Consider the following 22,597-nt stretch of genomic DNA (forward strand, 5'->3'; position numbering starts at 1 on the left):
GGAGTATGAACTACCAGCACTTTTTATTTCTATTTTTATATGTCTATCAAACGGTTACGCTTGAAAGTGTTTCTAAAATATATTGATTCACCAATGCTTTTAACCGTTCTGTTCTACCTGAAGTATTTTTAATTTCAGTTAATTGCAGGGCATATTCTTCTAATTGACGGAAGTTTGTTTTACCTTCGACAATATCAAGTCCAATTCCTTTTGTGTAGCTGCTGTAGCGGTCTTCAATAAAGCTATCAAGAACTTTATCTTCGATCAATTTATTCGCTACCTTTAGACCTACGGCAAATGCATCCATGCCAGCGATATGTGCATGGAAAAGGTCTTCCGCTTCAAAGGATCCCCTTCTTACCTTCGCGTCAAAGTTAAGTCCACCTTTACCTAGACCGCCATTTTTTAAAATTTCGTACATGGCTAATGTATTAGAATATAAGTCCGTTGGGAATTCATCTGTATCCCAGCCAAGCAGCGTATCTCCTTGGTTCGCGTCTACGGATCCAAGCATTCCATTAATACGGGCTGTTCGAAGCTCATGTTCAAATGTATGACCGGCAAGTGTGGCATGGTTTGCTTCAATATTGAACTTGAAGTAATCGGTTAGATCATATTTTTGTAAGAATGCTAGACCAGTAGCTACATCAAAGTCATATTGGTGTTTTGTTGGCTCTTTTGGTTTTGGCTCAATTAAGAATGGAACATTTAGCCCGATTTCTTTCGCATACTCTACAGCCATATGGAAGAAGCGTGCTAAATTATCTTGTTCAAGCAACATATTTGTATTTAATAGAGTTTCATAGCCTTCACGGCCGCCCCAGAATACATAGTTTTCAGCCCCAAGCTCTTTTGCTACTTCTAAACCTTTTTTCACTTTAGCTGCCGAATAAGCAAATACATCCGCATTCGGAGAAGTAGCTGCCCCGTGAACATATCTTGGATTTGTAAACATGTTAGCCGTATTCCATAATAATTTCGTTTTGCTCGTTTTCATGTATTCTTTAATCATGGCAATAATAATATCTTGATTTTCATTGGTTTCTTTTAAGGTGCGTCCTTCTGGTGCAACGTCCACATCGTGGAAAGCAAAGAAAGGAACATTTAATTTTTCAAAAAGTTCAAATGCCGCTTCAACGCGTGCTTTTGCTAATTCTAAGCCTTGCAGGTGATTCCAAGGACGGATAGCCGTACCGACTCCAAATGGATCTGTACCATCAGCCGTAAATGTGTGCCAGTAGGCAACTGAAAAGCGTAGAAGCTCTTCCATTGTTTTACCGTTAACGAGTTCCTTCGGATTATAGTATTTAAAGGCGAACGGATTTTTTGATGAAGCACCTTCGAATTCAATTTTACTAACAGTTTCAAAATAAGCCATGTTACAGTCCTCCTAGAATTTTTTAGTTTTTTTTCGTGTTAATTTTTTTTATTTGAGATATCTAACCATACGGCAAATATTAAAATGAGACCTTTCACAATATATTGCCAGAAGGCTTCGATATTCATCATGCTCATACCATTATCAATACTGGCCATAATTAAAGCCCCAATTAGTGCCCCGACTATTTTACCCTTACCACCGATTAAGCTGGTTCCGCCGATAACACATGCTGCAATCGCATCTAATTCATTATTCGTGCCGGCACTTACAGTGGCAGCGTTTAGTCTGCTGGTCAAGAGAATTCCAGCCACACCTGCTAATGCTCCCATCAGGATAAAAATATACAAAGTATTCCGTTTAATGTTGATACCTGATAGTGCAGCGGCCTCAACATTCCCACCGATTGCATAGACATAGCGACCAAATGACGTCTTTTGTGAAATGAAAACAAATATTCCTGCTAATACAATGACAATCGTCATCGGTACGGGTACGCCCAAATATCTGCTAAGCACATAAACAATTGCTAAAATACAAAATGAAATGACCGAAACCTTTCCGTAATCAATTATATTTGTTGGAACGAAGAGCCCTAGTGATTTCCGCTTTGATCTTGAACGGACGGTGAAAAAGTAATAGAGAATAATACTGGCAATGGCTAAAATATACCCTATGCTGTATGGCACATAACTATTTCCTATTTGCTTAAAACTTTCATTCAATGGGGCAATCGTTTCACCCTTACTGAGACCGATTAGAATCCCCCTAAAAATGAGCATTCCACCTAAAGTAACAATAAATGCCGGAACGGCCCGGTATGCTACCCAATACCCCTGCCATAATCCTAAAAGTGCACCAATGACGATTGCAGCAAGGATTGCTGCAGGTGTGCTCCAGTCATACCAAACTTGGAGAATCGCTGCCACGCCACCTGTTAAACCTACGATAGATCCCACGGATAAATCGATATGTCCAGCGACAATAACAAGGGTCATTCCAATTGCTAAGACAGATATAATGGACATTTGCGAAAATAAATTTGATATATTACGAGAGGATAAAAACTCTCCACTTGTAAAAAAACCAAAAATAATGGCGATCAATACAAGGGCGATAATTAAAGTAAAGGATTGAATATCAATTTTAATACCCTTTTCCTTTATCCCAGGTTTCACTTGATCCGTATTAGTTGATAATTGGCTGTTCAAGGCGCACCCCTCCTGTTGCACAGGTCATAATTTTTTCTTGTGTCGCTTCATTTCGTAAAAATTCACCCGTTATTTTACCCTCTGCCATAACAAGGATTCGGTCAGATAATCCTAAGACTTCTGGAAGTTCTGATGAAATAATCACAATGGCTACACCTTGCTCGACAAGTTCATTAATAATTTTATAGATTTCATATTTAGCACCAACATCAATTCCTCTAGTAGGTTCGTCTAAAATTAGGATTTTAGGATTGTTGAGAATCCATTTACTCAAAACTACTTTTTGTTGGTTCCCTCCACTTAGCTGACTAACCTTTGCTTCCAGATTAGGTGCCTTTAATTTCATTTTTTTTGTTATTTCATCGGATCTTTTTACTTCAAGGGCCGTGTCGATAATATTTAATTTCATTACCTTATTCAAAGCAACTAACGTAGAATTTTTGGTAATATCCATTCCTAAGACAAGACCGTATCTCTTACGGTCCTCTGATACATAGGCCAGACCTGCATGAATGGCGTCCGCCGGCATTTTTATATTTGTCTCTTTTCCGTCAATCATGACTACACCTTGTTTTTTACCTTTCAATCCTCCAAAAATGCCCGTAAACAATTCCGTTCTGCCGGCACCCATTAATCCCGAAAATCCGAGAATTTCACCCTTTTTTAGTGAAAATGAAACATTATCAATAACTGTTTTTCCAGTTTTATTGTCGAATATAGAATAATTTTTTACCTCAAGGATGGTATCCCCAATTTTGTGTTCCTCGTATGGGAATAATTCGGTAAGTTCCCTGCCTACCATTTTCTCGATAATCTTTTCCTCAGACATGTCAGCAATCGGATCTGTGCTAATCGTTTTTCCATCTCGTAAAATAGTGACAGTATCTGCTAAGGACATGACTTCCCCCAGCTTATGGGATATGTAAATGCACGTAACACCTTTTGAACGTAAATCTCTTAAAATTCCTTTAAGAACTTCAACATCACTTTCTGTTAATGCGGCAGTAGGTTCATCTAAAATAAGTATTTCCGTATTATTCGTAAGGGCCTTAACGATTTCAATTAGTTGCTGCTTGCCAACTGATAATTCTCCAAGTTTTGTTTGCGGATCAATATTTAAGCCAATATAGCTTAGCCACTTTTGCGCTTCTGCATGGATCTTATGCCAATCAATAATCTTTTTTCGCATTAAGTCATGTCTAAGAAAAATGTTTTCCGCTACGCTCATTTCCCCTACGAGCGCCAGTTCCTGATAAATAATAGAAACTCCTGCTTTTTGAGACTCTTTGATGGATTTAAATGAGACTTCCTGACCATTGATACGAATTTTTCCATTATATGTTCCGGTAGGATAGACACCACTTAATATCTTCATAAGAGTGGATTTCCCCGCTCCATTTTCACCACATAAGGCGTGGATTTCACCCTTGCGGACAGAAAATGTCACATCATCCAAAGCTTTAACACCAGGAAATTCCTTGGTTATCCCTTCCATTTGTAATGCAAAAGCTTCCATATGAGGCTACCCCCTATTTAAGTACCGGAAAGGGGCGGAACCCCTTATCCGTTTTGTTTGATCTGTATTAACTCTATGGGCGTGGTGGACGTTCGTTCTCCGGAACATTCTTATATACATCATCATAAGGATGGAAACCATCTTTAATGATTGTGTCCATTACTTCATCTTTTCCAACCATAATTGGATCAAGTTTAATGAACGGGACATCAACTTTTCCGTTGTTGACTTTTTCGCTTCCTTCAACCTTTTCGCCTTTTGCTAGTTGAACGGCAACTTCCGCACTCTTTGTCGCAATCGTTTTAATAGGTTTGTAGACGGTCATCGACTGTTTTCCTTCAACAATACGTTGAACCGCGGCTAAATCAGCATCTTGACCGGAAATGGCCACCTTGCCATCCATGTTTTGTGCAGATAATGCCTGAATAGCACCGCCAGCTGTGGCATCATTGGATGCGACAACTGCATCGATTTTATTTTTATTAGCAGTTAAGGCATTCTCCATAATTTTCATTGCTTCATTGGCATCCCAGTTTTTAGCCCACTGGTCCCCAATGATTTTAATATCACCTTTATCAACTAAAGGCTGGATCACATTCATTTGGCCTTCTCTAAACATTTTGGCATTATTGTCTGTTGGCGAGCCGCCAAGCATGAAGTAATTTCCTTTAGGAACATTCTTTACAACATATTCCGCCTGCATTTCACCCACTCTGACATTATCAAACGAAACATATGCAGAAACATCACTATTATTTATTAAGCGGTCATAGGCTAAAACAGGGATTCCTTCTTGCTTCGCTTGATCCACTACGGTAGTTAAGGAATCAGAATTAATGGCGATAATAACGAGGGCATCGATTCCTTGTGAAAGCATGTTTTGAATTTGCGATAATTGCTTCGCTTCGTCTCCATTAGCAGATTGAACAAATACATCCGCACCTAAACCCTTTGCCTTTTCTACGAAAATATCACGGTCATGTTGCCATCTTTCTAATGTCAAATCTGAAACAGAAAGACCAATTTTTATTTTTTTATTCTGATCTCCTTTGCTACTGCTTGCCTTTTGGCTCGCTACATCTTCCCCACAAGCTGCCAACATGAGTACTAGGAGCGATACCAGGAATAAGCTTAGTAAACCCTTACATTTCTTCATTTTCTGTCCCCCTTTAATTTGTGATTACAAAAGAATAATATCATTCCAAACTTAGTTTGTCCATCCAATAAACTAAGTTTATAAAAATATTTTGAACATTTTATGACTTTGACTTACCGTTGAATTTTCAATAACCCCTGTAAGCTTACGCCAATACGACTGCAGCCTTTTGACAAATAGACTGATAACAAGCGTCAATGGCACGCATATTTAGAATCGTATTTTCTGCGGAATACGACGGTTGAGTATTTTCCATGATAGACTGAGAAAAATGCTCAATTTGAAGTTTATATTGGTCACCCGTTATCTTTTCGGTCCGGTCTCCCTGCTCTGACTGAACTATAATGAAACCTTCGCCGCCATAGGTATCAGGACGAAAAGCTCTTGGCACTGAAATGCGGCCCTTTGTACCAACCACCTCATACTCCTGTCTAAAGGCCATATCAAAACTGCAGTCAAACACAGCCATTATTCCATTGGCTAGTTTCATATGAACTAGGGCAGATAGATCCACTCCCGTATGAGGGTCAAGCGTAGCAAAGGTCTCAACTTCAATCGGCTCTGTGTGTAAAATAGAACGAATCGCATGAATACAGTAACACCCAACATCATAAATACTTCCGCCGCCCATTTCCTTTTTCATTCTAATATTGGATTGTTTATCCTCCATATAAAACGAAAAGCTGGCACGCATGAATTTTATCTCACCAATTTCTCCATCAGCGATTATTTCCTGAACCCTTTGGTGCTGGGGGTGAAATTGGTACATAAATGCTTCCATGAATTTTATATCCTTTTGTTTGCAAAACGCAGCCATTTCCCCAGTCTCTTCCGTTGTTAATGCAGCCGGCTTTTCACATAGAACATGTTTGCCAAGCCCAGCAGCTTTTTTAACCCATTTACTATGTAAATGATTAGGAAGCGGGATGTAAACTGCGTCAATTTCCGAATCACGAAGAAGCTCCTCATAACTTTCAAAGCTTTTTGGAATGGATAATCTAGCAGCCACCGCCTTTGCTTTTTCATCCCTACTAGCTATACCAACCATTTCAGCATTTTCGGATCGATTAATGGCAGGTATTACTTGTGTCTGTGCGATAGATGCGGTGCTTACGACTCCCCACCGAACCTTTTCCATTGCTATCATTCCTTTCTTATAAAATTCCTAAAATAGATCAGGTCCTTCTACATTTTTTGGTAATGAATGATTAGACAATCATCTGTCATAACCCTATACTTTTAGTAAGCTCATTATATCATTAAACATAAACTTTGTATATCCAATAAACAAAGTTTATGTTAAAATTGATCTACTTACTACGTTAGGGGATTTTTATCATGCAACCAAAAACCTGGAATCAACAAATCGTTAAAGAAAATAATAAAGCACTAGTCTTACAAATGATTTTGGCAAAGGAACCGCTATCACGGGCAGATATTGCCCAAGTTACCGGTCTGAATAAAGCGACAGTCTCTTCTATGGTAAACGAATTACTCGACGAGGAACTGATTTATGAATCTGGTCCAGGTGAATCCAGCGGTGGACGGCGGCCCGTTCTTCTTCATTTCAATAAAGTGGCGGGCTATGCCATTGGACTGAATATTGGGGTAAATTATATTTTATGTATACTGACCGATTTAAAAGGGAATATCCTCATTGAAAAAAATCAATTACTCCTAGATACCTCCTATCCTGTTGTGACGAGCTTAGTGATTGAAATGATTCACTCCGTAATGGACGAAATGCCGAAAAGTAAATACGGCACCGTCGGAATTGGGATAGGCGTGCCGGGAATAGTGGATAAATCCGGAACCATCTTACTGGCTCCGAACCTAGGCTGGAAGGATTTATCCTTAAAACAGGTGATTACGGACGAATTCAATCTCCCTGTCATTATTGAAAATGAAGCAAATGCCGGGTCCTATGGGGAAAAACAATTTGGTGTAGGTCAAAACTTTCAAAATATCGTTTATGTAAGTGCTGGAATCGGGATTGGTGTTGGCATCATCTTGAACGGAGAATTATATCAAGGGAAAAACGGTTTTGCCGGAGAAATGGGTCACATGATCATTGAAGCGAACGGTAAACCGTGCAGCTGCGGAAGTAGAGGATGTTGGGAGGCCTATGCTTCTGAGCACGCATTGATCAACGTGGAAAATCAAAAATATTTATCACTCGAATTGTTAATTGAATTAGCTGAAAAAAATGACCAGAGTGCCCTGAAGCTGTTTGAACAAATTGGCCGTTATCTCGGATATGGCATGAATAACATTATAAATACCTTTAATCCTGAACAAGTCATCATTGGAAATCGATTAGCAAAAGCGCAGAAATGGCTAGAGGAATCGATTCGCAAAACGATTAATACCCATACTCTTTCCTTTCATCGTCAAGAAGTGGAATTACAGTTTTCAACGCTCTCCATTTATTCAGCGGCATTAGGCGTAACCGCTTTTGTAGTGGAAGACTTTATCACAGGAGGAAAGGTAGAGGAGATTTCTAATTAAAAATGGAAATAGACCACGAAAAAGGCACAACTAGCTAGTTGTGCCTTCTATCTGTTTATGATAGATACTTTTTTATGCTTGCTTGCTTTCAAGCCTGCGCGCAATCAATGATAAGCAGTAGTTGACAATAAAGTACATGAGCGCGACGACCACAAAGATTGGAATCACGTAATTAACATTTTGGGCATAGATGATTTGAGCATTGTGCATGAATTCCGGCAGCGCAATAATCACGCATAGTGAAGTGTCCTTCAATAACGAGATAAATTGACTAACAATCGGCGGCACCATGCGCCGAAGGGCTTGTGGCATGACAATATGCCATAATGTTTGGATATACGTTAACCCTGATGAACGGGCAGCTTCAATTTGTCCTTTATGGATGGAAGTTAGGCCGCTTCTTACAATCTCAGCCAGCATTGCTGATTCAAACACAGTCAATGCCGAGATTGCCGCAGCTGTGGGGCTAAGCTTCAATCCCACTTCAGGCAAGGCAAAAAAGGTGAAGAAAATAATCAAAAGCAGCGGCATATTCCGAATCGTCTCGACAATCAAAGCCACAACCTTCGATAGGAACTTAATTTTGGCAAAACGTAAGGTCCCTAACACGATACCGATAATAAAGCTTAATACAATCGAAACAAAGGCAATGTAAAGCGTCACCTTAAAACCATCGGCGAGGAATTTTAAATGATCGACTGAGAGCGCTCCTGCAATATCCATAAATTCCCCTCCTTAATGGCTTCTAGCTAAGCGTTTTTCCAGATAACCAACGCCAAGACTTAATGGAATTGTTAACACGAGATAAAAGATGGCCACAAAAATATAGACATCAAAAGTAACGAATGTATGGGAGGATACAAGGTCACCAAAGTACATTAAATCTAAACCGGCAATCATCCCCAAAATAGCAGAGTTTTTGACTAGATTAATAAACTGGTTGCCTATTGGAGGAATGACTATTTTAATCGCTTGCGGTAAAATAATGACCCTCATCGCCTGCAAATAGGTAAGACCTGATGATCTTGCCGCCTCCATTTGTCCTTTCGGTACAGATTGTATTCCAGCGCGAATTGCTTCCGCAATGAAGGATGCCGTATAAATGGCAAGGGCAATCGTCCCTGCCACAAATCCAGTTAACGTTACACCTACAGCGGGAAGACCAATATAAAAGAAAAAGGCTATGATGAGTAAAGGAATATTTCTGATAAACTCAACATACGCGCTGCCAATCCAATTTAAAGGTTTAATCGGTGCAATTCTCATAACCGCTACAATCACGCCAATAATAAAGCTTCCGATCAAGGCAATGATACTAGACAGCACCGTATTCTTAAATCCTTCTAAATATGTATCCCAGTTATCTACCAGTATGGAAAAATCAAGCAAATAGATCTCCCTCCTTTTCTTAAAAAGTAGTCAGGATGGGCATAAAAGCGAAAGCGCCCTGATCAGCGGCGTATGGCCTGGAGCACTCCAACTGAGATAAAGGAAACACGATGAGCCGGAGGCGAATCGATGTTGACTTATCGTAGGGCGGAGCGCGAAGGACACTAGCCGCTAGGGCACTGGAGCTGGGCATGATAGGCCCATCCTGATTTTAGAAGATGTTAGTTGGACTTGATCCATTTTTTGTGAATTTCGTCGTACTTTCCGTTATCTTTCATCTTCTTTAGGGCGCTATTGATCGCATCAACTAATTCTTTGTTTCCTTTTTTAACAGCAATTCCGTATGGCTCTTCTGTAAAAGTTCCACCGACTAGCTGATAGTTTGCATCTTGGTCAACCATTCCATAAAGAATGGAATCATCCGTTGTTAAGGCATCTCCTTGACCGGATTTCAATGCTGTAAAGGCCTCTGTATAGTTTTCAAATTCTAATACAGTTGTCTCTGGAGCTTTTTCACGAATATTGATGGCAGATGTTGAGCCTTTAACGGCAAGAACCTTCGTACCCTTTTTCAAATCATCAAGTCCTTTGATCGGGCTGCCCTTTTTGACAAGTAGTGATTGTCCAGCATCAAAGTAGACATCCGAGAAATCAACCTCTTTTTTACGCTCTTCGGAAATCGTCATGGTGGCAACGATTGCATCAATATCGCCATTGTTTAACATCGGGATACGTGTTTTAGATGTAACCTCTTTAAACTCTACCTTTTTCTCATCCCCAAGAATATCCTTTGCCAACTCTTTGGAAATATCAATATCAAAACCTTCTACTTCCCCGGAAGATGGATTCTTAAGTCCAAATAATCGAGTATCATATTTTACTCCGATCACAATTTTGCCATCCTCTTTAATTTGCTCTAACGCATTTTTGGCTGCAGTCCCATTTGCTTCTTTTTCATCCCCTTTACCGCACGCTGAAAGCAGCATGGAAGCCGATAATAAAAGAACGCCCGCAATCTTACTTGTTCTACTCTTAAACATAGAAATCCCCCTAAAGTTTAATGATTTAATATACGACTGAGAAATAGACGCGCTCTTTCTTCTTTTGGATTCGCGTAAAAATCAGCCGGTTTCCCCTGTTCAAGAATTTGCCCGTGGTCCATGAATATGATACGATCGGCTACTTCTTTCGCAAATCCCATTTCATGGGTAACGACGACCATCGTCATCCCTTCTTTTGCCAGTGTTTTCATAACATCCAGCACTTCACCAATCATTTCCGGGTCAAGTGCCGAAGTGGGCTCATCAAACAGCATAATTTCAGGCTTCATCGCAAGTCCTCTTGCAATCGCCACCCTTTGTTGCTGGCCTCCTGATAACTGGGATGGATAAACATCTGCCTTTTCCGGTATCCCTACTTTTTCAAGATAATACCTAGCCACTTTCTCCGCTTCCGCCTTCGATTGTTTTACTACCATCATGGGTGCAATCGTAATGTTTTCAAGAACGGTTTTATGCGGATACAGGTAAAAATGCTGAAATACCATCCCGATATTTCGTCTTAACTCATTAATATTCGCCTTTTTGTCATTTACCTTAAACCCGTTAACAGTTAACTCTCCGCCCGAGATGGTTTCCAGCTGATTAATACAGCGAAGCAACGTACTTTTCCCCGACCCTGAAGGCCCAATAACAACGACAACTTCTCCTTTATTAATCTCTAGATTAATATCTTTGAGAACATGAAAGTCCCCATAATATTTATTGACCGAATCAAACCGAATCACACCAATCCTCCTCCCTGTTGTTCATTTCCTATGTACGACGCCTGTCATATTGCCACTTTTCTTAGAATTTCAACTTTTAAGAATTGACAAATAACTACAGGTATATTGACATACTACAGTTTTTTTCCAATTTAGTAAACATCAATTCGGAAATTTGCAAATATTCCTGCTGATTTTTGCTATCTTTTAGTGGATTATGGAAAAAGAAATGGGATCGATTCTAGCATTCTTCGGCAAAATTTAAGGTGTCGGGTAAAAAAGCCCAGGAAAAAAAGTGGAGCCCCCAAGCTGGGATAGCTTAGGCGACTCCACTAGTATTTATTCGCTCTTATAGATAAAGTAATCAAAGTCGGCGTGCCGTCTTTGCCCCGATGTATCCTGGCACTGGATTCCGACAAAGGCACCAGTAAAGAAGCCACCGCCTTGAATATAGTCGTCCGATAACTTATAGGATTGGAGTGTTACGGGGATACCGTTCCAACTTTCACCATCAAATGAGTAGGAATAGTGATACACATTCGTTTTTACTTCAACACGAAGGTACACATATTCAACCTCTTCAGGAATCACAATCTCCTCCCCTTGTAAGGGTTGGGCGAAAGTAAAGTTATCACAGGTCACAAGTTCTAGTATTCTGCCTTTGTGTTCGTTCCAAGAGATTTGACATGCGGTCCAGTTCTGTGTGTTATAGTAATTTACCAGTCCTGCCGATTGCTGGAAGGTTTCAGGATGAAAGGCGACCTTAGTCTCTGCGGTAAAGTGAAAGTGTTGCCATCGCCTTGCCACAAAAGCCTGCGTGAATTTTGATGTTAGGGACTCTTTCCCGTACAAGCGCAGGTGTCCAGGACGATCTTTCAATGAAACAATATCCTCTCCCAATGGTATCCGCAAATTTTGAAAATGAAGGTTTAGGCTGGTCGTATCAAAATCATCCTTTTCCGGAAAATCCCTTTCCCAGCGGACCTCTTCCAGTTTAGGACCTTCAATCTCAACCGCAGGCTGATTGCCCCCTACCACATAGGGCCAATTGTCTTTCCATTCCAGCCGCTGGATGGCCGTTTCCCTCCCAAGCGGACAATATCCGCGAGGATCTAATAACGGCTGACCTAATCTTGGTAGAGGCCTTCCAGTCAAATGGACAAGGAACCACTCGTCCGTATGCGTGTGGACGATAGAAGCATGGCCCGCCTTCTGAAGTGGATTTCTTGGGTACGGGAATGAAGTAATCAAAGGGTTCTCCGGATGTACCTCATATGGTCCCATTAACTGGGTGGAACGTGCAATCGTTGCTTGATGATCAAATTTTGTACCGCCCTCCGCCGTTAGGAGGTAGTAGTAGCCATGCATTTTATATAAATGAGGCGCCTCTGTCAGCCTACTATCTGTTCCCTTAAAGATGATTTCAGCCTTACCCACCAGCTTTTGTTCTTCCACACTATATTCCTGAAGGGCAATTCCGTAAAAATTATGATGACCTACCCGATGATCCCAGTACATATTAACTAAGTATTTTTTTCCATCATCATCGTGGAATAGGGAAGGATCAAAGCCAGAACTATTTAAATAAATCGGATCTGACCATTCGCCATCAATCGAATCACAGGTAGTAAGGTAATTGTGACAGTCCTTCCATTGACCTTCCACTACCTTTACATCCGTATAGATCAGCCAAAACTGCCCATTACGATAAGACAAGGCCGGTGCCCAAATCCCGCCCGAATCAGGATTTCCCATCATATTCAACTGACTTAACCTGTTAAGCGGCCTTGCTGCTAAACGCCAGTTTTTCAAATCCTTTGAATGATAAATACCTACTCCTGGAAACCATTCAAATGTGGAGACGGCAATATAATAGTCTTCTCCTGCACGGCAAATACTTGGATCTGGATTAAATCCTGTTAATATTGGATTTTGAATAAAAGCCATTTTTCACACTCCCGTCCGTTCATTCAGCTATTTGTTTACTTGAATCCATACATCCACCTAGTAGTCTCGCTTTTTTATAGGAAATCCGCTTAAAGCAATAATTTCCGCCAATCATGAATATCCATGCCATCGATGCACCCCCAAAAAACGGGATCAGCCCCGGCTGATACAGCATCAAGAACAGAATGGCTCCCAATCCTGCTAGAAGCAGCAAGGTGATATGAAAGTTAAGAACTCCAATGAAGAAAGCATTTTTTAGATAATCCATTAAGGTACCTTCATAATGAACATAGACTGGAAAGATATACAAAACGATGATGATATAACCCATTGTAATAATCAGTAATGGTGCTAATAATGCTAGCTGTAGTGCTCCATCCACCATTCTTAAAAACAGAAAATCACTGGCAAGAAATACTCCGCTGATGGCAAGACATATTCCCAAACCATTTGCTCGTTTGAATTCCCTGCGATATGCCGTAAGAAAGGTTTGCCAAACCGGTACATCCGTTTCTTTCATTAGCCATTTTCTTATGATTGTAAAAAGCGCCACAGTCGCAGGCATGATTCCAAAAAGAAGGAATCCTGCTATGGAAAAGAGGAACCATAAAAGATTCAGATAGGCTAGTTTCATCATCCACTCACAAACTATAAATAGTTTCCCCATTGTTTTTCCGGTTAGCATTTGATCCACTCCCCCTGAACATTTACCCTTTGACAGATCCCGAAGCAAGCCCTTCTACAATTCGATTGCTTAAAATAAAGAAGGCAATCAGGATTGGCAGGATACTGATAACTAGCGTCGCACCAATTGCCCCCCAGTCGGTCGTATATTGACCAATAAAGTTTTGAATTCCGACTGTCAGTGTTTTGAAGTGATCTGAACTAATGAACGTGTTGACAAAGACAAACTCATTCCAGTTGTAAATCATGTTGATAATAGCCGCCGTCGCCATTACTGGAGCGGTCATTGGTAAGGTAATCCGGAAAAAGATATGATTAATGGAAGCACCGTCCATTACGGCCGCTTCTTCCACCTCTCTTGGTAATGCCTCGTAAAATCCAAGTAGAATCATAATCGTGATCGGCAAGTTAAAAGCCGTATAAGCCAAAATAATGGATAACGGGTTATCAATCAGGTTCACTTTTGTGAAGGTATTGAATAACGGAATCAAGGTTGAATGGACCGGAATCATTAATCCCACCATGAATAGACCTAAAACCAGTTTGCTGCCCTTCCAGTTCATTCTCGTAATCGCAAAAGTCACCATGCTGGCCAACACGACCGTCAAGACAACCGCTGCGACCGTATAAGTGACACTATTGAGAAAGTACTGGCTGATATTTCCTTCTGTCCAAACCTTTTGGTAATTTTCCCATTTTGGACTTTCAGGTAAGGAAAAGGGCGACATATTGAAGACCTCTTGATTATTTTTCAGTGAAAAGAGAAATAACCAGACAATCGGAAAGATTTGAAAGACTGCCACAATAATCAGAAAGACATACATGATTCCGAGGGCCGTCCGATTTAGAAAGGAGTTCTTCCCGTGATTTATTTTCTGCTTGCTGGCGATTAGCGTGGACTCCGTTGCTTTGACGGTATTCATCTAAATCCTCCTCCCTTAATAGATATCATCGTTCTGAACGGTAAGTTTGCGGATCAAATAGGTAATGACTAAACAGATCACTAATAGGAAGAAACCAATTGCACTTCCGTAGCCGAAGTCAAAGCCTTTAAATGCTTTATGGTACATATAGGAGGCCATCACTTCACTTGAATTGTTCGGGCCCCCATCGGTCATGACGTATATTAAATCAAAGTATTTTAACGAGCCGACAACCGCCAGGACAATCGTCACTTTGATGACATTCATGATTAACGGAAGCTTGATTTTTAGCGCAATTTGAATGGGAGTGGCCCCATCAATTTTTGCAGCTTCAATGAGCGATTCCGGGATGTTTTTCAATGCCGCATAATAAATCAAAATATAAAAGCCCGCATACTGCCAGATAATTGGAATGATAATCGCATACAAGGCGATTTTAGGTTCTGCCAGCCATGCCGGTGGATTTTCAACTCCAAAGGAAACAAGAATATTATTTAAAATACCATTAGTAGGATGATAGATTTTCAGCCAAAGCTGGGCAATGGCCACGGATGCCAGCAGCATCGGAATAAGATAGATTTTTCTAAGCAAATCGGCTCCTTTAATTTTGCCCGCCAATACTATTGAAATAAATAGATAACCGATTAAGCTGAGTGTGGAAAAAACGGCCAGCAAAAAGGAGTGGTAGGCACTCTTCCAAAACAAGGAATCCTGAATGAGATGGGTATAATTTTTTAGGCCGATAAATTCCATCTCGCCAATTCCATTCCATTTCATTAACCCAAAATAACCTGTTTGCACGATTGGAATATAAATCAAGGCAACGAGTAGAAAAAGAGCTGGTGTAATATAGAGGGCAATGATTTTTTTATTAGACATCACTTTATTCATTTCTTTCAACTCCCTGTATATGAAAGAATAAGGACATACCAGCATAATGAGATATGTCCTATTCTTAAGAAAAGCGCAAGCGCCCTGTTCAGCGGCGTATGGCCTGGAGCGCTCCAACTGAGATAAAGGAAACACGGAGAGCGTAGCGATCCGATGTTGACTTATCGTAGGGCGGAGAGCGAAGGACACTAGCCGCTAGGGCGTTGGAGCTGGACAATTCTCAAAGTCGATTGATATAAATTCTGATAATATAAGATACGCAGCTTACTTTCCTTCATCTGCTTTTAATGCTTCTTCATGCTGCTTAGCAAAATCCTTTGGCTTTACCTCGTTCCCAAACAAAGATTGAATAAGGTTCAAGTGTGTTTCAGCAACAGATGCGCTCATTTGCACATCGGCAAATAATGTTAAATTGCTTGCTTTATTTAACTCGCTTAATACATCAATATAAAGCTGTGGTAATTTTACCTTTGCGGTATCCACTTTAGTGGCAGGAATAACCCCTGCTTTTTCAACAGATTGCTGGCCCCATTTTTCGACAAAGAACTTCACAAATTCCTTCGCCTCTGGCTTCACCTTAGAATTTTCGGAAACGAATAAGCCCACTCCCGGTCCGCCTACCCAGCTGTCGATGTTCCCCTTGCCGCCTTCAACGGTTGGGAACTTAAAGAACCCTACACTGTCCCGGAATTCCTGCGGGATTTCTTCATTGGTCGTAAAGTTTGGCAGTTCCCATGTTCCCATTAGGTACATCGCTGCTTTTCCATTTAAGAATTCTGATTTACCCTCGTCATTTGAAAGTCCGTTAAAACCTTTGTTAAATCCATTTTCATTGACAAGCTTTTGAATTTCTTCAGCTGCTGTCACAAGAGCCGGATCCTCAAATGAACCCGTACGATCGATAGCTTTGTTTAATACATCTGCGCCGCCAATCCGATCCGCAAGGTACATATACCAAAGGGATCCTGTCCAGCGGTCCTTATTCCCAAGTGCGATTGGGGCAACTCCGTTACTGGCCAGTGTTTTGACAACATTGGTGAATTCGCTGTATGTTTTTGGTACTTCAAGATTATACTTTTTAAAAATTTCTTTATTGTAGTAAATTGGAGCAATGTTTAATTCAAGTGGAAGACCATACGTTTTTCCGTCTATCGCATAAGCTTCTGTCGTTCCACTAACAAAAGAATCCTTCAAGCCGTCCTTCAATACATCATCAAGTGATGCGAAAAGCTTTCCTTTTACAAATGGAGTCATATACCCCGCTGCCCATGTAAAACCAACATCAGGAAGCTCGTTTGAGGAAGATAGAACCTTCATCTTGTTTTTGTATTGTTCATTTTCAAGAACTTCTACTTCCACTTTTACACCCTTATGTTCCGCCTCATATTGCTTGATGATATCTGTTACAATCATGTTTTGCTGTTTAGAGCTTCCTGCAGGCCATAGATGCATAAATTTAATCGTCTTCTTGGAACTGTTATCACCGTTCGCCTTGTCAGAACTGTTGCAGCCAGCAAGACCAGCTGTCAAAAGCAATGCAAGTACAAGCAGTAATGTATGCGCCTTCCTAAACATTTTACAACCCCCAATTATTTTGATATCGCTTACAAACTAAATTTTAGCACCTAGTAAAAATCGCGGTAAGGTAACCGCGATTGGGGAAAATACCACTATTTTTAGGTCTGAATTTCATCGAGAGCAGCTGTTTTACGATATTTGCTCGGGGTAATGCCCTCGTAATCTTTGAATATTTTAATAAAATATTTAGCGGTTTGATACCCCACCTTTAGCGCGATATCTTCAATTGGTGAATCGGTCGTTAACAACATGACTTTAGCTGTCTGCAGCCTTCTTCTAGTCAAATATTCACTAAAAGTTAGACGGGTTTGCTCCTTAAACAGGACACTAAAGTAACTGGCATTTAAATGCACCAAATCCGCCACCTCTTTCAGACTAATCTGCCTGCTAAAATGACGATTAATAAAGGAAATAGCCTCTTTTATGGGGGAATTAGCAAGATGATCCCGGCCGTCGATTGGCAGCAGCTTTTTATCAGCGACCTTTTCCATATATTCGGCCCTTTCCATGCTCGCTTCCGTCTCCATGGCCTGCTCTACTGCTTCAATCAGCTTTTGCTTACTAACCGGCTTCAGGAGATAATTAATGACACCAAGACGAATGGCTTCCTGGGCATATTGGAAATCAGGGAACCCGGAGATGATCACAACAACAGGCTTGTATCCTTTATCCTTTAGATTTTTCAACAGCTCTAACCCGTCCATTTCCGGCATACAGACGTCAGTGATTAAGAGGTGAATCCTATGTTTGCTAAACAATTCATAAGCCTCCGGTCCATCCGCTGCACTGATAATTTCATATTTGCCGGCCGACCATAGCTCCAATGTTTTTTTCAATCCCCGCCTTGTCATTTGTTCATCATCTGCGATAAGAATCGTCTTGGTAGTCATCTGTTATTGCCTCCCCTGTACTGGAATTTCAAATGTTACCATTGTTCCTTTGCCTTGTTCACTATCTAGATGAAGATGCTTCAAGTTGCAGCCATTATAAAAGAGTCGTAGTCGTTTATTGACATTTGTAAGGGCCATTCCCATTCCTCTAAAGGATGATTCCCCGTCATGCTCAATCGCATGATGAATCCGTGAGAGTGTTTCTGCTTCCATCCCCTGACCATTATCCGCTACAGTAAACATAAGGTCGGAGGTGTTGTCCACTTTTTCTACAGTGATAGAAATAGATCCTTGCTTTCTATTATTCTCAATTCCATGGATGATGGCATTTTCAACTAAGGGCTGAATAATCAGCTTTGGAATTTTCACATCCAGGTATTCCGGTGGTACCGCCAGATTCCATACCAATCGGTCACCGAGTCTCATTTTCATTAACTGCAAATAGCGCTCAATATGCTCGAGTTCGTCCAGCAGTGTGACCCACTCGCCATTTGTGTTATTCCCAATGGTATAGCGAAAAAGCTCTGACATCGCGATCACAATCTGGGCCAGGTCCTCTTCTCCGTTTTCCTCCAATGACCAGTAGAGGGCATTTAAGGTATTGTACAGAAAATGAGGGTCAATCTGTGCCTGAAGCGCCTTCAATTCAGTTTGACTGCGTAACAGCTCTTTTTCATAAACTTCTTGGATCAAATGATTGGTGTTCTCGACCATTTGATTGTACGTTTTGTTCAGTTCAATAATTTCCAGTGAAGCCGAACTTTCCGGATGCAGCTTTAATTCATCCATTTTCGCATCCTTCATTGTGCTTGTTAATCTCTTAATTGGTCTGGTAATCATAGTTGCTAGGAAAATGGAGGAAACGAGGAAAATGAAAAAGCCAATTGTCCCTGATAGGAATATTACCGGCCGTACTGCAGAAGAGCGCTCCATTAAGAAACTTGTCGGCTTGAGGATAACCAGTGTCCAGCCTGTTACTTTCGATGATTCTTTTACAATCATGAATTCCTTTTTATGCAGCGAAACGGTCTTTTGGCCCTCAAGAAGAATATTTTGAATATCTATCCCATAGTCAGAGGTTATAGGAGCTAAGTCACGGTCTAGGAGCATCATGTAATCCTTTTCTCCGTTCTCCGCCGTATTCTCCTTTACCTCAAATAAGCTATTGGAAATCCGGACAACTAGGTATCCGCCGCTCGAAAACCATTGGTCTATTAAACTAACTCTTCTGATGGCATAGGAATAATGTTCATTGAGAGGATCCTTCCCCACCCAAACCAGCCGCCCCTTCTGCTCATCCGCCAAATCGATCCAGCCCTGATGGATCAGGCTTGATAATCTTTTATCATCAAACGGATAAATTCTCTTTCCTTCACAACTGTATAGTTCAAAGGAAGAGATGCCATCTGAATAGGCATAAAAGTTATTAATGACTTTGATTAACGCTTGTTTCTTGGCAAAATCCATGGTATCCCCGTTTGTTAAACTAAGCATAAGCTGCTGAACGGTCCCATTCGTCGCCAATTGATTTGACAGCGTGTCAATTTGTTTATAAAGCGTTTCCATTCTTCCATTGGCTTCTACTGCTGTTTGCTGGATCTGTTTTTCCGCATTGTTCTTCATCAAGGTTCCAACTTGGCGGTAGACCATAATGGAAACGATGGCAAGGACTATCATCATGACAAGTAGAAAGACAGATAATATTTGATTACGTAATGTGTTCAAGCTTCTCAATCGTGAGCCAAGAATCGTAATCACCCATTCTCCAATAAATTTCTGTTAATTTCATTAAATCACTCTCCTTAAATACTAGCAATCAAATATGTTACTTGGATGGGGAACTTTTCAACGTTAAAATCGGTGTTGCTGGGCTTTTTTTCATGGGACTTTTTCCTTTACTCGGCACTTGTCCCCATTTACTCGCCAACACACAAATTAGACAGAGGGCCTTTCGCCCTCTGCCTAATTTGTATTTATTTGGGGAAAATGAAGTGCAAGAACACTCCCCTGCATCATTTTGCATCGCTATTTTTTAGTGCGTCTAAACCAATAAATGGTGTTGCTCCGCCAGTTACAGCCGGCAGTTTACCATCCCATTTTTCCAAGGCCTTTTCTTGGACTTCAATTTGTTTGAGTTGGATTAGTTCGGCTGTTACTTCTTGTTTCTTCAACCGTAAGGCTTCGGCCTCTGCACCTGCTTGAGCGATTTTCTGCTCTGCTTCAATTTTAATTCTCTCGAGGTCTCTTTGTGCACGCAAGGCATTTTGTTCGGCGGTTTGTTTGGATTCGATCGCTTTATTGAATTCTTCACTAAAGGCAAATTCCTTAATATTGATATCTTCGAGGATCATATAATATTTTGTTAACTTTTTTCCAAGCATCTCCTTCACCTGCGCTGATACCTCTGGGCGCTTGGAGATCAATTCCTCCGCGGTGTACTGCGCCGTTATCGCCTTAAGCGACTCCGCTATCGCCGGGTCGACAATCCGAGAACGATAATCCAAACCGATTTCTTGATAGAGCTTATTCACGGCATCCGGATTAACAGAATAGTTCACTGCTACCTTAGCCGTGACCATTTGCAGATCCCTTGAAGCAGCCGTCTGCGTACTTTCCTCTTTTTGCACCCGGACCTCAATCAATTGAATCGTTTGGATAAATGGAACCTTAAAATGAAACCCTTCTGTTAAAATGGTCGGTTTAACGGCCCCTAATTGCAACAGAACACCTCTATTTCCGGATGCTACGGTAGTCGTTGAAAAAAAGCCCACTACTAAAATGACAATCGCAATTAGTCCGCCGATAGTAGATTTCATATATTTCATTATGATCCCCCTTTTCAAGCTTACTTTCTACGAAAAAAACCATTCAGATAACCATATGAAAATAGCTCACCATTTATACATTCGTTTTATGTCAACAATAGAGTAGGCGCATGAAATTATTCATGCGCCTCTCACAGATCCGTACGTGCGGGTCATCGCATACGGCTCCTCCACTTTATCCCCGTTGGGGATGTAGTTCATTGTAGATATCCAAAAGAAAAACGAGTTTGATTTCACGAAACCTTTCATTAGGAATCGCAAAATGTACATGTTGAGTCTTTGAGTTCTTCCATCTTGTCATTGAAAGACGAGGAAGTTCACCCTCCCAATTCCTTTTTCGAAGCTCCCTGTGGAGCTTTCTTATTCTCTTCCAGCTTCTTAACTGAATCATCCTAAGCCTTCTTCTAATCCATGAGTCCAATTGTTGAAACAGCTTCTTTGAAAATCCAATACCAAAGTATCTTCCCCATCCTCTGATAATCGGGTTCAACCGGCGTTTGACGAATTCCTCCAAACCTACTGTTTGGTTTCTTCTCGTTACCGTTTTGATACTTTCCTTGAATTTCTTCACTGCCTTATCTGATGGTGAATGAAAGTATCCTTTTTTGAAGATGTATCCTAAAAAGATAAACGGTTCTTCAAGGTTGTCTACGATTTTCGTCTTTTCTGGGTGTATTTTCAACCCTAACTCATCTTCAAGGAGTTTTACTACTGTTTTTAGAACTCTTTCTGCACCCTTTCGTGACTTGCAACAGATGACAAAGTCATCTGCATACCTTGTTATGCGGTGACCTCGCTCCATCATCATTTTATCTAGTGGATGAAGAAAGATATTTGCTAACAATGGACTGATTACGCCCCCCTGTGGACTCCCCTTAACATTTTGATAGTAGACACCGTTTTCAAGTATTCCTGATTTTAGGAACTGTAAAATTAGAGTTAGTACACTGCTATCTACAACTTCTTCCTTAATTAATTCAAGGAGCTTATCATGGGGGATTGAATCAAAGTAAGTTTTTATATCAGCGTCTATAACATATGTGTACCCATCTTTTAAATCCTGCCGGATTTGTTCAATCGCCATATGAGCACTGCGATTCGGACGGAATCCAAAACTACAATCTAGAAACTTCTGTTCAAAAATGGGCTCAAGAATTCTTTTAGTTGCGGCTTGGATAGTTCGGTCTCCTACTGTGGGAATACCTAACGGACGTTTTGAGCCATCAGTTTTTGGGATAAAGACTCTTCTGACTGGTTTAGCACGATATGTTTTTGAACGTAAAGATTCTTGGAGCACTCTTAAGTTGTGTTCCAATTCTTTTTCAAAATCTTTTATTGTTACCTTATCCACACCGTGAGCACCACGATTCTTCTTTACATCATAAAAAGCTTGTTCCAAGTTTTGATAGTCCCAAATTTTATCAATTAGGCTGTACCACTTGCGTTTCTTTTTAGAGCTCTCAACTACACGTAAGCTTCGTTTCCCTATAGATTCATGCATGTATTCGTTTCCTTTCCCAATAAAATATCAGCAGTATAGTTGGTTCAATTACTGATACCTATATTAGTACTACGCCCTAAACAACCTACTTTCTTTCGGTCTCGATTCTTTGGCTGTCTGCCTCATCGACTTCTGTTTAGTACATGACGAGTAAATAAGTTCGTGTTGCTTTTCTTCCATGGACAGACGGGCTTCGCATCAGTTCACTGCCTTTTGAGTCAATGTCTGCCTTACCAATTTCATGGTAAGTCACTTGTCTTTGCGGCATTTCCGACAAGCTTATTCACTACTATCCCCTGCTCTGACTTCTCACCTTCCATAGTCAATTTCTTGTCCATCGCGGCTTTGAAAAAGATTTACCACCTACGGTGGAGAAGATGAGATCTCCTTGGGTCACGTCATCGTCTTTCACTCGAAGCCAGTCCTCATAACTAA

At 40.7% G+C, this 22,597-nt stretch carries 19 protein-coding genes; 1 reads left to right on the forward strand and 18 read right to left on the reverse strand.

Annotation, left to right across the window (positions count from 1 at the left end):
• Positions 1-46: 46 nt before the first annotated feature.
• The 5 genes from xylA to RCG19_RS06590 all read right to left on the reverse strand — a co-directional run bounded on the left by xylA (position 47) and on the right by RCG19_RS06590 (position 6,399).
• Positions 47-1,378, reverse strand: coding sequence for a xylose isomerase (xylA, locus tag RCG19_RS06570; RefSeq protein WP_308110160.1), 1,332 nt, complete (start codon positions 1,376-1,378; stop codon positions 47-49).
• A gap of 38 nt (positions 1,379-1,416) precedes the next feature.
• Positions 1,417-2,556 (reverse strand): sugar ABC transporter permease, encoded by a 1,140-nt coding sequence (locus RCG19_RS06575; RefSeq protein ID WP_308110942.1) that lies wholly within the window; start codon positions 2,554-2,556, stop codon positions 1,417-1,419.
• 10 nt (positions 2,557-2,566) lie between these two features.
• On the reverse strand, positions 2,567-4,105 hold the full coding sequence (locus tag RCG19_RS06580; RefSeq protein WP_308110161.1) for a xylose ABC transporter ATP-binding protein: 1,539 nt from the start codon (positions 4,103-4,105) through the stop codon (positions 2,567-2,569).
• 73 nt (positions 4,106-4,178) lie between these two features.
• Positions 4,179-5,261 carry a D-xylose ABC transporter substrate-binding protein gene (gene xylF, locus RCG19_RS06585; protein ID WP_308110163.1) on the reverse strand — a complete coding sequence of 361 codons (1,083 nt, stop codon included), beginning with the start codon at positions 5,259-5,261 and terminating at the stop codon, positions 4,179-4,181.
• A 145-nt stretch (positions 5,262-5,406) separates the two neighbouring features.
• Positions 5,407-6,399, reverse strand: a complete 993-nt coding sequence (locus RCG19_RS06590) for a Gfo/Idh/MocA family protein (RefSeq protein ID WP_308110164.1) — start codon at positions 6,397-6,399, stop codon at positions 5,407-5,409.
• Between the two features lie 200 nt (positions 6,400-6,599).
• Here RCG19_RS06590 and RCG19_RS06595 point away from each other — a divergent pair, with 200 nt between their 5' ends.
• On the forward strand, positions 6,600-7,769 hold the full coding sequence (locus RCG19_RS06595; protein WP_308110165.1) for an ROK family transcriptional regulator: 1,170 nt from the start codon (positions 6,600-6,602) through the stop codon (positions 7,767-7,769).
• A 72-nt stretch (positions 7,770-7,841) separates the two neighbouring features.
• Here the strand turns inward: RCG19_RS06595 and RCG19_RS06600 are convergent, their stop codons facing one another.
• The 13 genes from RCG19_RS06600 to ltrA all read right to left on the reverse strand — a co-directional run bounded on the left by RCG19_RS06600 (position 7,842) and on the right by ltrA (position 22,162).
• The gene (locus tag RCG19_RS06600) at positions 7,842-8,492 is read right to left on the reverse strand and encodes an amino acid ABC transporter permease (protein ID WP_308110166.1); all 651 of its coding nucleotides are present in this window, start codon (positions 8,490-8,492) and stop codon (positions 7,842-7,844) included.
• A 12-nt stretch (positions 8,493-8,504) separates the two neighbouring features.
• Positions 8,505-9,158, reverse strand: a complete 654-nt coding sequence (locus tag RCG19_RS06605) for an amino acid ABC transporter permease (protein WP_166240486.1) — start codon at positions 9,156-9,158, stop codon at positions 8,505-8,507.
• Positions 9,159-9,379: 221 nt separating this feature from the next.
• Positions 9,380-10,198 carry a transporter substrate-binding domain-containing protein gene (locus RCG19_RS06610; RefSeq protein ID WP_308110167.1) on the reverse strand — a complete coding sequence of 273 codons (819 nt, stop codon included), beginning with the start codon at positions 10,196-10,198 and terminating at the stop codon, positions 9,380-9,382.
• A gap of 17 nt (positions 10,199-10,215) precedes the next feature.
• A complete protein-coding gene (locus RCG19_RS06615) occupies positions 10,216-10,944 on the reverse strand; it encodes an amino acid ABC transporter ATP-binding protein (protein WP_166240482.1) in 729 nt (242 codons plus the stop codon).
• A gap of 318 nt (positions 10,945-11,262) precedes the next feature.
• Positions 11,263-12,870: a glycoside hydrolase family 43 protein gene (locus tag RCG19_RS06620; protein WP_308110168.1), complete on the reverse strand. Its 1,608-nt coding sequence runs from the start codon at positions 12,868-12,870 to the stop codon at positions 11,263-11,265.
• Between the two features lie 19 nt (positions 12,871-12,889).
• A complete protein-coding gene (locus RCG19_RS06625) occupies positions 12,890-13,555 on the reverse strand; it encodes a YesL family protein (protein WP_308110169.1) in 666 nt (221 codons plus the stop codon).
• A 22-nt stretch (positions 13,556-13,577) separates the two neighbouring features.
• Entirely contained in the window at positions 13,578-14,477 is a 900-nt protein-coding gene (locus RCG19_RS06630; protein ID WP_207627555.1) for a carbohydrate ABC transporter permease, read from the reverse strand.
• 15 nt (positions 14,478-14,492) lie between these two features.
• Positions 14,493-15,368 (reverse strand): carbohydrate ABC transporter permease, encoded by an 876-nt coding sequence (locus RCG19_RS06635; protein WP_308110170.1) that lies wholly within the window; start codon positions 15,366-15,368, stop codon positions 14,493-14,495.
• 264 nt (positions 15,369-15,632) lie between these two features.
• Positions 15,633-16,943 carry an extracellular solute-binding protein gene (locus RCG19_RS06640; protein ID WP_308110171.1) on the reverse strand — a complete coding sequence of 437 codons (1,311 nt, stop codon included), beginning with the start codon at positions 16,941-16,943 and terminating at the stop codon, positions 15,633-15,635.
• A gap of 101 nt (positions 16,944-17,044) precedes the next feature.
• Entirely contained in the window at positions 17,045-17,836 is a 792-nt protein-coding gene (locus RCG19_RS06645) for a response regulator transcription factor (protein WP_308110172.1), read from the reverse strand.
• 3 nt (positions 17,837-17,839) lie between these two features.
• A complete protein-coding gene (locus RCG19_RS06650; RefSeq protein ID WP_308110173.1) occupies positions 17,840-19,594 on the reverse strand; it encodes a cache domain-containing sensor histidine kinase in 1,755 nt (584 codons plus the stop codon).
• A 254-nt stretch (positions 19,595-19,848) separates the two neighbouring features.
• Positions 19,849-20,661, reverse strand: a complete 813-nt coding sequence (locus RCG19_RS06655; protein WP_308110174.1) for a prohibitin family protein — start codon at positions 20,659-20,661, stop codon at positions 19,849-19,851.
• A gap of 175 nt (positions 20,662-20,836) precedes the next feature.
• Positions 20,837-22,162 (reverse strand): group II intron reverse transcriptase/maturase, encoded by a 1,326-nt coding sequence (ltrA, locus tag RCG19_RS06660; RefSeq protein WP_308107572.1) that lies wholly within the window; start codon positions 22,160-22,162, stop codon positions 20,837-20,839.
• Between the last annotated feature and the right edge of the window lie 435 nt (positions 22,163-22,597).

The organism is Neobacillus sp. OS1-2 (assembly GCF_030915505.1).
Lineage (GTDB): Bacteria > Bacillota > Bacilli > Bacillales > Cytobacillaceae > Neobacillus.